A 12,630-nucleotide genomic window follows, 5' to 3' on the forward strand; every position below is an offset into this window, starting at 1 on the left:
TCTGATGCATCCATCCGTTCTGCTGCTGGAGACACCGCCATGCCGACGCCGGCTTCTGACACTCACGCGCCGGGTCAGCCCCACGGCAAGCCGATGCTGATCTGTGAGCGCCTGAGTCGCAGTTACGATGAGGGCCCGCAAGAGGTGCAGGTGCTCGACGAGCTGGAGCTGCGCGTGCATGCCGGTGAACGAGTCGCCGTCGTCGGCAGCTCCGGCTCCGGCAAGACCACGCTGCTCAACCTGCTCGGCGGGCTGGACCACCCCAGCCAGGGCATCGTGAAGGTGGCCGGCCAGCGCCTGTCCGAACTCAGCGAGTCGGCACTGGGCAGCTTCCGCAATCAGCACATCGGCTTCGTGTATCAGTTCCACCATCTGCTGGCGGAATTCAGTGCCGAAGAGAACGTGGCGATGCCGTTGATCATCCGTGGCCACAAGCGCGCCGAGGCTGCCGTCAAGGCGCGCAAGCTGCTGGAGCGGGTCGGCATGGCGCCGCGCGCCGATCACAAGCCGGGCGAGCTGTCCGGGGGCGAGCGTCAGCGCGTCGCCATCGCGCGTGCGCTGGTGACCGACCCGAGCCTGGTGCTGATGGATGAGCCGACCGGCAACCTGGATCAGACCACGGCGGCGCGCATTCTCGAGCTGATGGATGACATCGCGCGCGAAGCGCAGGCAGCCTTCATCATCGTGACCCACGACAACGGTCTGGCCGCGCACCAGCACCGTGTGCTGCGTCTGGACGGTGGCAAGCTGCACGAGGACTGAGTCGAGCCGCTGACTGATTCACGCCATGCCTGAAAGCCAAACGCCCCGCCATCGAGAGATGGCGGGGCGTTTTTCATGCGTGTCTGTCGGCAGCGTTCAGAGCTTGTCGGTGTCCTGCTCAGCGGTCTGGCGTGACGACTGCTCCTTGCTGCAACGTCTGGCGGCCAGGCGCGCCTTGCGGCGGCTGCGCCAGTTGCGCACCACCTGATAGCGCCACAAGAGGCGGACCAGCATGTTGGCCAGCAGCGCGAGGACGACGGCGCTGACCAGCGAACCCAGCGCCAGAGCGGGCAGGATGTCTTCCAGCTGGTTGGCGAACCAGGCCGCGGAGACCTGGTCCGGCATCACGCGTGCGGGCGTGTCCAGCATCCAGGCACCTACGCGGTAAGTGGCGTAGTAGACCACCGGCATGGTCAGCGGGTTGGTCACCCACACCAGGCCCACCGACAGCGCGAGGTTGCAGCGCAGTGCCCAGGCACCGAAGGCGGCCACCACCATCTGGAAGGGAATCGGCAGCAGCGCACAGAACAGCCCCACCATGCAGGCATTGGCCACAGTGCGTCGCGACAACGCCCACAGTGCGGGATCGGCGATCAGGTGATGCATGAAGCGCAGCGACTTCTTGCGCTTGAGGGCATCCGGTTCCGGCATGAGCCGCTTGAGTAGACGACGAGGCATGACTTGGCCATTTGGCATTCAACGCCGGCCATTATCCATACATGGCTACAGGACTGCCATGCTGACTGCGCAGTTGTCCGGTTCGTGATCTGCAACCCGCGTGTCTCGATTCGGCACTGAGTACAGCAAAGCCCGCGCCATGCCTGACGGGCTGCGCCATGGGTGACCTTGCAAGAGGCCAGCAACATGTCAGGCGCCACCGTGAATAAATCGTCCCATCCCGCTCGATTCTGGCTGTCACCGGCCTCGCTGGCCCAGCTGCTGGCGGGACTGGTGGCGGGAATCTGGCTGTCACGCCAGGGCGAGTGGGGCGCGGATTGGCAGTCACGCTCATCGGCAGGGCTCGGCGCGCAAGAGAGTGGGGCGCATGGCTGGGCCGCCTTCATGACGCTGAGCGACAACCTGCTGCTGGCCGCCTTGCTGCTCTGCTGGCTGATGGTGGCAGGGGTCTTGGCCGCCAATCCCTCTCGTGCTTTCCCGCACTCTGCTCCCGACGCTGAGTCACGCCGCTTTCGGCTCGGGGCCTTGAGTCTGCGGCTCTCGACAGCGCTGGGGGTCGGGCTGGTGATCGGCCTTCATCAGCAGCCGCTCGTGATGGCGGAGGCGTTGACGCGCCAGGAGCTGTGGCTGGAAGGCCGGGTCGAGCAGGTCAACCGCGCACTGCCGACGCCTGATGACTCGGTGCGCCTGGTGCTGCGTGTCTCGCGCTGTGATCTCTTCCAGCCGACGGAGGTCCCCGGCGCGGATGCCGGGCGTCAGGCCGCCTGTCAGCGGCTGCTGGATCAGCGGGTCCAGCTTCGGCGTTACTGGCCGCGCAAGCTGCCCCGCGATGTTGCGACACGCGAGGCGCTGGCGACTCCCTGGCAGGCCGGTGAGCGTTGGCGCATGGTCGTGCGTCTGGTACCGCCTCATGGTGTCAGCAACCCTGCCTTCGGGCGCTCAGCGAGCCCCGCGGAGTTTGACCGTGTCGCCTGGCTATGGCGTGAAGGTATCGTCGCCACGGGTTACGTGCGCCAACTGTCCCTTGCGCAGCGCTTGGCGCCACCCGGCGGGCTGGCAGCACTGCGTCTTCATGCCGAGCAGGCTCTGTGGCAGCGCTGTGGCGAGGGCGAGGGCGAGGATAAAGGTGGAGGCGAGGCACTGGTCGATTGGCCGGGTTCGCCCTGTCGCTGGCTGGCGGCATTGACGCTGGGCAAGGTCTCGGCACTGACCCATGACGACTGGGACACGCTGAACGCCACCGGGCTGACGCATCTGGCGGTGGTGTCGGGGCTGCATGTCGGATTGATGGCAAGCCTGGTGCTGGGGCTGAGTTTCGGCGTGCTGCGTCTCTGGCGACCGGGCGGATGGCGATTCAGCGTCGCGCCCTGGTGGCTTGCCTGTCTGGCGGCCTGGAGTTTCGCCTTGCTGGCAGGCCTGGCGCCGCCGGCATTGCGCGCCGCCTTGATGGTGACGGTCGGGCTTTGGATGGCGAGTGGCCGCAGCGGCCTGGGTGTCTGGCAGGTCTGGATGCTGGCGCTGATTCTGGTGCTGGGGCTGGACCCGCTGGCGCTGTGGCGCCCGGGTACCTGGCTATCATTCATCGCCGTGGCGGTGTTGCTGCTGGCCTGGCAGGGCCGCTCGCGTCCGCGAGGAATGCGCGGCTGGTGTCTGGCCACGTTGCGCAGCCAGTGGTTGCTGACACTGGTCATGGGTGCGGCCCTGCTGCTTTCGCGCGGCCAGCTGTCCTGGCTGTCGCTGCCGATGAATCTGGTGATGGCTCCCTTGGTGACGTTATTGATCGTGCCGCTTGGCATGCTGGGCTGGGGGCTGGCGGGACTCGAGCAGCTGTTGCTGTCCACGGGGCTCGTCCCGTCACGGCTCACGGGCATGCTCGCTGACGGTGTGTTCAGTGGCGGTCTATGGCAGCTGCTGGCACAGGGCATGGCGCAGACGATGGATTCCTTGTCTTCGCTTGCGTCGACGCAGGGGCGCTGGCCGCAGTCGCCAATGGCGGCGGGGCTGTCGGACGCCACTCCCTCGGCCTTGATCCTGACGCTCGCGCTGATGGCCCTGCTGGGTGCCTGGCTGGCGGAGGGGGTGCCGGGCCTCGATGGCCGTCTGAAGCGTCTGTGTGGCAGCGTGGCACTCTGCTGGGGGCTGTCACTGGCGGCGCTGGCCTTGCCGTGGTCACCGGCGGCGCTGGCCACCGTCGGACGGGACGCCGGCACGCGCGCGACGGAGGCCGCCTCGTTCTCGCCCCGGGCGCCCGCGCTCAGTCTGACGGTGCACGATGTCGGGCAGGGGCTGGCGCTGTCGCTGCACAGTCATCTGGCGTCGAGCGCGAGTGACTCGACAGGCGCGTCACGGCAGGTGCCGAGGCACTGGCGTTACGACCTGGGGGCGGCGTCGCGCAATGCCAGCGCCCGCTTGCCGGGAGCAATGCCCGTGGCGGGAGAGCCTATCGGCGTGATCATGAGTCACGGGGATGGCGATCACGCCGGTGGACTGCAGGCGCTGTCTGCCGAGGAGATCGCCGCCCTGTGGGTGCCGGCCGGGCAGCGGGCGCGGCTGGAGCATCAGGTAAGCTGGCTCGATGAGGTGGCGATGCGGGAGTGTGTCGCCGGGCGCAGCATCACCCTCGGTGAGCTGCAGGGCCACCCCGTGCGCCTTGAGATGCTGTGGCCGCCAGCAGGGTTGAAGACCCGACGTGACAACGCGCACTCCTGTGTGGTCTTGATAGCACATGGCGCGCGCCCGCTGGCGTTGCTGGCCGGCGATATCGGCCAGCAGCAGGAGCGCGAGTTGCAGGCGACGCTGCGCCAGCGCCTGGCCGGGCGCGGCTTGCCGTTGCTGGTGGTCGCACATCACGGCAGCCGCTCCAGCAGTGGTGATGCCTGGCTCGAGAGCCTGGCGGCGCGTCACGCGATTGTCAGCGCCGGTCGCTACAATCCGCATGGTCATCCGCATCCGGACGTGGTGGAGCGTCTGGCGCGTCATGTCGAGTGTCTCTGGCATGTCGGGCTGGATGGTGCCTTGCACTGGGAGTGGTCGCCGCAGGGGGAGCGGCTGCAACCAGCGCGCAGGGCTGGCGGTATCGGAGTGAGGTGCCTTGGGGTAAAATCCGCTGAATGATCAGATGCATGGCGGATTCATACGGCCTGCGCGACAGGGATGGCGCGTGACATCTGACACGACAACAATGGTGCCCGCAGAGGCATCGAGACCAAGGGAGAGGTCACATGCTGGAAGCCTTATACGCAGGGGGAGTCTTGATGCTCCCCATCCTCGGATGTTCCGTCGTGGCACTGGCCATCATCCTCGAGCGCCTGTGGACGCTGCGTCGTCGACGCATCGCGCCGAAGGGTCTGGGACAGCAGGTGTGTGAACTGATCAGCCAGGGACAGGTCAATGTCTACTGGCTGGAGAGTCATTCGCCGCTGGGCAACGTGCTGGCGGCGGGGCTGCGCAATGCGCGCCTGGGCAATGAGCAGGTACGCGCGCGCATGCAGGAATCGGCCGTGGCCGTCATCCATGACATGGAGCGCTTCCTGAGTCCGCTGGGCACCATCGCCGCCATCACGCCGCTTTTGGGGCTGCTGGGCACGGTGGTCGGCATGATCGACGTCTTCGCCGTGATCGTCGATGCGGGCAGCGCCGAGCGAGCCCAGGAGCTGGCCGGCGGGATTTCCCAGGCGCTGGTGACGACGGCGTCCGGCTTGACGGTGGCGATTCCGGCACTGATGTTCCATCGCTATTTCCAGCGCTGTGTCGAGGACATCACCGTCAACATGGAGGAGCAGGCAGGGCAGGTGGTGGAATATATCTCGCACCATCAGGGCGAGCTCGGGCTGGCCGAGAGCCATGACGGCATCGACCGTCGCCCGGGCCAGCGCCCCGGCCAGGTGCCGGAGCCCCATGAGCGCCTGCCGGAAGACCTGCCGGCCTACATGCGTCGTGACGCCGATGACCCCTATGGTGGCGATGATGGCAAGGGGGCAGGTGCCGGGAGGCCGTCATGAGGTTTCCGCGTCGCCAGCGTGAGTCGGTGGAGGTCAATCTCACCCCGCTGATCGACGTGGTGTTTCTGCTGCTGATCTTCTTCATGGTCTCGACGACCTTCGATAGCCGTCGAGCGCTGGACCTCATCCTGCCGCAGTCCAGTCAGGCCAGCGCGGTAGAGCAGGCGCCCTTGATCCTGAGCATCGGGGCGGCAGGTGATTTTACGCTCGGCGAGGCAAGCCTCGGCGAGGATGAACTGGGAGCGCAGCTTGCGCAGTACAAGGACCAGGCAGATCGCTTCGGGTTGATCCTCGAAGCCGATGGCCGCACGCCCCACGCCAAGGTGGTCACGGCGCTGGACGCCGCCGCTGAAGTGGGTATCACCCGTGTGCGCATCAGTACGCGTATCGGGACGGAATCATCATCACCGGATGCCCCATGAGGGCGCCGCCCAAGTCTATGGAGACCCCGTGAGTCGCGACTCCACCTGGATTCATTACCGCCGCTTGCTCGGCTATGTTCGCCCGTACTGGAAGATGTTTCTGGCCGCCGTCGTCGGCTACATCATCTACGGTGCCTCGAGTACGGCGCTGGCCGAGATGATGAAGCGCCTGATCGACGGCATTCAGAATCCTGACGCCCAGTTCAGACTGTTCCTGCCGCTGTTCGTGATCGGCATGTTCGCCGTGCGCGGCGTCGGCACCTTCCTGGGCACCTACTGCATGAGTGATGTGGCGCGCAACGTGGTCCACACCCTGCGCACCACGGTGTTCAACCACATGCTGCACTTGCCGGGGCGCTATTTCGACGAGAACTCCACCGGCCATCTCATCACGCGCGTCACCTACCATGTCGAGCAGATCACCGGCGCGGCCACCAAGGCGCTGACCATCATCCTGCGCGAAGGCTTCTTCGTGCTCGGCCTGCTGGGCTATCTGTTCTGGACCAACTGGAAGCTGACGCTGGTGTTCATCGCCGTCACGCCGCTGATCGGCTGGGTGGTCAGCTATGCCAGCAAGCGCTTCCGCAAGCTCTCCAAGCGTATCCAGGGCTCGATGGGCGAGGTGACCCACGTGGCCTCCGAGGCGCTGTCCGGCCATCGTGTCGTGCGTACCCACGGTGCCGAGGATTACGAGAAGGCACGCTTCGCGGCGGTCAGTGAGTACAACCGCGAGCAGAAGATGAAGGAAGCGCTGACCAAGGCCACCGCCACGCCGGTCATCCAGCTGTTGATCGCCGTGGCGCTGGCCACGCTGGTATGGCTGGCGATGGCGCCGGAACTGATGGCCGGCATGAGCGCCGGTGAGTTCGTCGGCTTCATCACCGCCGCCTCGATGATGGCCAAGCCGGTGCGCCAGTTGACCGAAGTCAACGGCGAGATCCAGAAGGGCATGGCGGCCTCGGAAGAACTGTTCGGCCTGCTGGATACGCCGGCAGAGCCGGACAACGGCACCCTGGTGCCTGAGGGTCGCCTCGAGGGCCGTGTGCGCTTCGACAATGTCCACTTCCGCTATGCAGACCATCAGCCGGAGGTGCTCAAGGGCATCGATCTGGAGGTGAAGCCGGGGCAGATGGTCGCCATCGTCGGGCGTTCGGGGTCGGGCAAGTCGACATTGATGAGCCTGCTGCCGCGCTTCTACGCGCCGACCACCGGCCGCATCCTGATCGATGATGTCGCCATCGAGGACTACAAGCTGCGCCCGATGCGTCAGCAGATCGCGCTGGTCTCGCAGAATGTCACCCTGTTCAATGCCGACCTGACCGCCAACATCGCCTACGGCACCGGTGAGGTCGACAAGGCACGGGTGGAAGAGGCGGCGCGCGCGGCCTATGCCCACGAATTCATCGAGCGCATGAGCGAAGGCTACGACACCATCGTCGGCGACAATGGCGTGATGCTCTCCGGTGGTCAGCGCCAGCGTATCGCCATCGCGCGTGCCATCTACAAGGACTCGCCGATCCTGGTGCTGGATGAGGCCACCTCGGCGCTGGATACCGAATCCGAACGCTATATCCAGCGCGCGCTGGAGGAAGTGTGTCAGGGCCGTACGACCTTCGTGATCGCCCACCGTCTGTCCACCATCGAGAAGGCGGACCGCATCCTGGTGATGGATGATGGCGAGATCATCGAAGACGGCACCCACGAATCATTGATTGCTCAGGAAGGTGCTTATGCCGCGCTGCATCGCATCCAGTTCCGGGAGACGGCAGACGCATGAGTGAACGACTGGTAGACGCCTGGTATCGCGGCGCCGGCTGGCTTCATCTGCTGCGCCCGCTGGAACATGTCTACAAGAATGTGGTGGCGCGCAAGCGCAATGCCTATCTCACCGGCAAGCGTGAGGTCTGGAAGGCGCCGGTGCCGGTGATCGTGATCGGCAACATCACCGTCGGTGGTACCGGCAAGTCGCCGCTGGTCGCCTGGCTGGGGCGCTGGTTGAGCGAGCAGGGCTGGCGCCCGGGCATCATCTCGCGCGGCTACGGTGGGCATTCGCCGCGCTATCCCCTCTACGTGCAGGCCGATACCGATCCTCAGCATGCCGGCGATGAGCCGGTGATGCTGGCTCAGCAGACGGGCCTGCCGGTGGCGGTCGATCCGGATCGCCCAAGCGCGGCGCGGCGCCTGATTGCCGCCGGCTGCGACATTCTGCTCTCCGATGACGGTCTGCAGCATCATGCGCTGGGGCGCGATATCGAGCTGGTGGTCGTGGACGGTGAGCGTGCCTTCGGCAATCAGCGTTGCCTGCCCGCCGGGCCGCTGCGCGAGCCGTTGTCGCGCCTCGCCAGTGTCGATGCGGTGATCTCCAACGGTGTCATCGACTGCTCGCGCCTGCCGGTGGAATCGCATTGCATGAAGCTGACGCCGGTCCACTGGCGCCACCTGATCGACGACGTGCGCTATCCTGCCCACCAGCTGCCGTTCAGTGGTCAGGTGCATGCGTTGGCCGGTATCGGCAATCCGCAGCGCTTCTTCCGCACCCTGACCAACCTCGGAGTCGAGCATCTGCCGCGTCCGCTGGCGGACCACCATCGCTTCACGCCGACGGATCTGCGCTTTTCCGACAATCTGCCCGTGGTGATGACCGCCAAGGACGCCGTCAAGTGTCGCAGCTTCGCCAATGAGCGCTGCTGGGCGCTGGATGTCGAGGCGCGTCCGGACCAGGCGCTGGTAGACTGGCTCGCCAAACGCCTTGAGGCGCTCTGAGTGCTTGATCGCTGAATTTTCTTTCTTTTCTGCTGTTATTCCGGAGATGTCTCGATGGACAAGGAACTGCTCGCGCTACTGGTTTGCCCGCTGTGTCAGGCCAAGCTGACCTATGATGCGGCGAATGCCGAGCTCAAGTGCTTCTACGATGGCCTCGCCTATCCGGTACGCGACGGCATTCCCGTCATGCTGGAAGAAGAAGCGCGCCAGATGGATGCCGACGAGAAGCTCAAGGGGAGCCGCGGCTGATGAGTGACCTTCTGCAGCAGGGGCAGGCAGACGACAGCCGTTCAGAGGGCGAGTCCGGCTTCGTGGTCGTGATTCCGGCGCGCTTCAACTCCTCACGCCTGCCGGGCAAGCCCCTGGCGGACATTCATGGCCAGCCGATGATCGAGCACGTCTGGCGCAATGCCTGTGCCAGTCAGGCCAGTCGGGTCGTGATCGCCACCGATGACGAGCGCATCCGTGAGGCCTGTGAAGGCTTCGGGGCCGAGGTGGTGATGACGCGTGCCGATCACCCCAGCGGGACAGACCGCCTTGCCGAGGTGGTCACGCTGCTGGCGCTGGCCCCCGAGACCCTGGTGGTCAACGTCCAGGGCGACGAGCCGCTGCTGCCGGCGGCGCTGATCGATCAGGTGGCGGTGCGTCTCGAGGAAGACGAGGGCGCCTCGATCGCCACCCTGGCGGAGTCGATCGCCAGCGTCGACAGCCTGTTCAATCCCAATGTGGTCAAGGTGGTGCGTGACCTGCGTGGGCGTGCCCTGTACTTCTCGCGCGCGCCTATCCCGTGGGACCGCGAGCACTTCACCACGCCGCCGGACATGCTGGCCACCGATTCCTGGCTGCGCCATATCGGTCTCTACGCCTACCGTGCCAGCTTCCTGACCGATTACGTCGACTGGCTGCCGGCCCCGCTGGAGCAGCTCGAACAGCTCGAACAGCTGCGCGCGCTGCATCATGGTCATGCCATCCAGGTGGCCATTGCCTGCACGGCGCATCCGGCCGGTGTCGATACGCCGGAGGATCTCGAGCGCGTGCGCGACTGGCTGGCGCAAGCAGCGGCAGGCAGCGAGAGCGGAGAGGCCTGATGAGCGAGCTTCTTGAGCAACTGGCCCAGCGTCAGGCGCCATTGGAGCGCATCCTGATGGTGTGCCTGGGCAATATCTGCCGCTCACCGAGTGCCGAAGGTGTGTTGCGTGCGGCTTTGACGCGCCATGGTCTGGATCAGGTCATCACGGTGGACAGTTGCGGCACCAGTGACTGGCATGTCGGCGGTCAGCCTGACTCGCGGGCCATCGCCCATGCGGCCAAGCGCGGACACGACATCAGCACGCTGCGTGCCCGTCAGTTGTGCGAGCAGGACTTTCACGACTTCGATCTGATTCTGGTGATGGACGACGCCAATCTTGCCGATACCCGTGCCTTGGCTGCACGCAGCAACAGTGGCGATCAGGCGCTGATCGGTCGCCTGCTGGACCTGCTGCCGATCCCGCTGCCCGCGCTGGCAGCGGGAAGTCGTGAGGTGCCGGACCCCTACACCGGAGGCCCCGATGCCTTCGAGCGTGTGCTGGATCTGATCGATGTGGCCTGTGAGGCACTCATTGCGGCACTGCCTGCGGCGACCACGGCGCGGGCACGCTCATGACTCCGGTATCCACTGATCAGAACGCTGGCGACACCTCGCAACGTGAGGGGGTGGCGCTGGATGGCTGCAATACGCTGGGCTTCTCGGCGCGCGCCCGCGCCCTGAGCGAGCCACACACCGTCGAGGCGGCCAGGGCACAGGTGCTGGCCTCCCGGCAGGCTGGAGAGCGTCTGGTGGTGATCGGCGGCGGCAGCAATCTGGTATTGCTGCCGTGGCTGGATGCCCATGTCATGCGTCCGGCCTTTGACGAGGTCACCATCACGCCGGCAGAAGACGGCCTGACAGCCACGGTCTGCGTCGAAGCCGGCAAGCGCTGGCATGCCCTGGTGATGGAGCTGGCCGCCGCCGGCTGGTGGGGCTACGAGAACTTGGCCTTGATTCCCGGATGCTGCGGTGCGGCGCCTATCCAGAATATCGGCGCCTATGGCGTCGAGCTGGCAGACCATCTGCTGCGCCTGGAGGTCATGTCGCTGGAAGATGGCAGCTGCCGCTGGATGAATCGCGAGGAATGCGGTTTCGGCTATCGCGACAGCATCTTCAAGGGCGCGCTTGAGCATCGTGTGCTGATCACGCGCCTGGAGTTGCAGGTGTCGCGCCAGGCGTCGCCCCGGCTCGGTTATGGTGATCTCGCCCAGCGCGTCAGTGCGGCGTTGCCGCAAGGGGAGGAGGTGACGCCGTTGCAGGTCGCCCAGGCGGTGATTGCCACGCGCAGTGAGAAGTTGCCCGACCCCGCACAACTGGGCAATGCCGGCAGTTTCTTCAAGAATCCACAGCTTCCCCAGGCTGAGGCCCAGGCGCTGCTGACCCGCTTCCCGAGCTTGCCGCATTACCCGCAGGCCGATGGCAGCATCAAGCTGGCAGCAGGCTGGCTGATCGACCAATGTGGTCTCAAGGGCGCGCGCAGAGGCCATGTCGGCGTGCATGCTCAGCAGGCGCTGGTGCTGGTGCACTTCGGCGAGGGCGCCGTCACGGAGCTGCTGGCACTGGCGCAGGAGGTGCGTGAGGCAGTCCACACCCGCTTCGGGGTCTGGCTCGAGCAGGAGCCGCGGGAGCTGGGGATGATGCCTGAAGGGTGAGGCCCGAGGGCTGAGGCCCAGAGTCGTGCACACGAGACCTGCGCTGAAGTGAAGGCACGCACACCAAGCGCTGAAAATAGCATGCACTGAAAACAAGAACGCCCCGCAGGCTTGCCTGCGGGGCGTTCTTGTTTTCATCTGACTTGCTGCTCAACGGGAGCGGCTGGCAGACCTTGGCATAGACCCTGGCTAGACCCTGTCTTGCTGCCTTTCTGGCGCCCCCTTCAGCGCTTGTGGCTGAAATGGGCGTCAGAGTGACGGCAGGGGCAGGGCGCCAGCCTCAGGACTCAGTGAGACGTGTTGCTGTCATCCTGAGCGGTCGTGTCCTGAGTCTCTGCGCTGGCCTGTTGTGCAGCAGCACGCTCGGCAGCTTCACGCTCACGACGACGCACTTCGCGCGGATCGTTGTAGGCGCGTTCGCCACGGCGACGGCGGGTCTCGGTGGCTGGCTGCGTGCTGTCCTGCTGCACGCCTTCTGCCGCTGTCATCTCGCCTTGCTCGCTCGGTGCCTGCTTGTGCTCGCTGTCAGCGACTTCCCCTGTATGGGAGTCGTCGCTCACGGCTTGCGCCACGGCGACATTGTCGTGACGTTCGGCAGTCGCGAACGCTGCCTCGGCCGGCGCATTCTCGACGCTGGCGCTGACGTTGACGGCGCTTTCGGCACCTTCAGCAGTAGCATCAGAGCCGTCAGCAGAATCAGAGCCTTCAGCTGATTGAGAGCCTTCAGCTGATTGAGAGCCTTCAGCTGATTGAGAGCCTTCCGTAGCTTCAGCGACAGTATCTGCGGTGCGCTCAGTGCTGACGGCAGGCTCAATCTCTGTGCTGGCCACTTCAGTAGCGCTAGCGCTTTGCGTCACCTTCGACTCGCTGGTCTCAGTCTGCTGAGGAGTCTCTTCGTGCGCGGCCTCCTGTACAGGCTGTTCAGCGGCGGCTGCTTCCACGGCAGGTTCTTCCACGGCAGGTTCTTCCGCCACAGGCTGCGCAGGCTGGCTGGCAGTGTCGGCTTCAGCGGCGATCGCTTCCTCTGCTTCAGCGACAGGTGCCTGAGCTTCGGTCTGCTCGGCAGCTTGCGCTTCGGCGGCCGGTGCCTGGACGCCTTGCTCGGCGACGGCTGGCGCTTCAGACACAGCGGCTTCGCTGGTCACGCTTTCCTTCAGCGACTGCTCATCGGCCGCGGCTTCCGGCGCGACTTCTGCCGCGGTGACGGCCGGCGTGTCGACGGCGTCGTCAGCTGCGCTGGCCTGCGGCTGGTGCACGCTTGGCTGCTGGACGGCATGCTGCTC

11 protein-coding genes are annotated in these 12,630 nt (G+C 65.7%); 10 read left to right on the top strand and 1 reads right to left on the bottom strand.

Going from position 1 to position 12,630, the window contains the following annotated elements; all coding sequences use genetic code 11:
- Positions 1–39 precede the first annotated feature (39 nt).
- Positions 40–762 carry an ABC transporter ATP-binding protein gene (locus R1T44_RS05970; protein ID WP_153635250.1) on the top strand — a complete coding sequence of 241 codons (723 nt, stop codon included), beginning with the start codon at positions 40–42 and terminating at the stop codon, positions 760–762.
- Between the two features lie 96 nt (positions 763–858).
- Here the strand turns inward: R1T44_RS05970 and R1T44_RS05975 are convergent, their stop codons facing one another.
- On the bottom strand, positions 859–1,440 hold the full coding sequence (locus tag R1T44_RS05975; RefSeq protein WP_153635251.1) for a DUF2062 domain-containing protein: 582 nt from the start codon (positions 1,438–1,440) through the stop codon (positions 859–861).
- 201 nt (positions 1,441–1,641) lie between these two features.
- Between R1T44_RS05975 and R1T44_RS05980 the strand changes: the two genes are divergently transcribed.
- The 9 genes from R1T44_RS05980 to murB all read left to right on the top strand — a co-directional run bounded on the left by R1T44_RS05980 (position 1,642) and on the right by murB (position 11,347).
- Entirely contained in the window at positions 1,642–4,554 is a 2,913-nt protein-coding gene (locus tag R1T44_RS05980) for a ComEC/Rec2 family competence protein (protein WP_172978621.1), read from the top strand.
- Between the two features lie 107 nt (positions 4,555–4,661).
- On the top strand, positions 4,662–5,441 hold the full coding sequence (locus R1T44_RS05985; RefSeq protein WP_082388116.1) for a MotA/TolQ/ExbB proton channel family protein: 780 nt from the start codon (positions 4,662–4,664) through the stop codon (positions 5,439–5,441).
- Complete coding sequence (locus R1T44_RS05990) at positions 5,438–5,863, top strand: ExbD/TolR family protein (protein ID WP_153635253.1); 426 nt, start codon at positions 5,438–5,440, stop codon at positions 5,861–5,863. Before R1T44_RS05985 ends, R1T44_RS05990 begins: the two co-directional genes overlap by 4 nt.
- Before the next feature lie 28 nt (positions 5,864–5,891).
- Positions 5,892–7,640: a lipid A export permease/ATP-binding protein MsbA gene (gene msbA, locus R1T44_RS05995; protein WP_225347686.1), complete on the top strand. Its 1,749-nt coding sequence runs from the start codon at positions 5,892–5,894 to the stop codon at positions 7,638–7,640.
- A complete protein-coding gene (lpxK, locus tag R1T44_RS06000; RefSeq protein WP_054555010.1) occupies positions 7,637–8,626 on the top strand; it encodes a tetraacyldisaccharide 4'-kinase in 990 nt (329 codons plus the stop codon). Before msbA ends, lpxK begins: the two co-directional genes overlap by 4 nt.
- Before the next feature lie 54 nt (positions 8,627–8,680).
- Positions 8,681–8,875, top strand: coding sequence for a Trm112 family protein (locus R1T44_RS06005; protein ID WP_043331901.1), 195 nt, complete (start codon positions 8,681–8,683; stop codon positions 8,873–8,875).
- Positions 8,875–9,714, top strand: a complete 840-nt coding sequence (gene kdsB, locus R1T44_RS06010) for a 3-deoxy-manno-octulosonate cytidylyltransferase (RefSeq protein WP_153635254.1) — start codon at positions 8,875–8,877, stop codon at positions 9,712–9,714. Before R1T44_RS06005 ends, kdsB begins: the two co-directional genes overlap by 1 nt.
- Entirely contained in the window at positions 9,714–10,271 is a 558-nt protein-coding gene (locus R1T44_RS06015) for a low molecular weight protein-tyrosine-phosphatase (protein WP_153635255.1), read from the top strand. Before kdsB ends, R1T44_RS06015 begins: the two co-directional genes overlap by 1 nt.
- Positions 10,268–11,347 carry a UDP-N-acetylmuramate dehydrogenase gene (gene murB, locus R1T44_RS06020; RefSeq protein WP_153635256.1) on the top strand — a complete coding sequence of 360 codons (1,080 nt, stop codon included), beginning with the start codon at positions 10,268–10,270 and terminating at the stop codon, positions 11,345–11,347. The genes R1T44_RS06015 and murB overlap by 4 nt, the downstream gene beginning before the upstream one ends.
- Positions 11,348–12,630: the final 1,283 nt, after the last annotated feature.

Origin of the sequence: Cobetia amphilecti, assembly GCF_032923285.1 — a bacterium.
Lineage (GTDB): Bacteria > Pseudomonadota > Gammaproteobacteria > Pseudomonadales > Halomonadaceae > Cobetia > Cobetia amphilecti.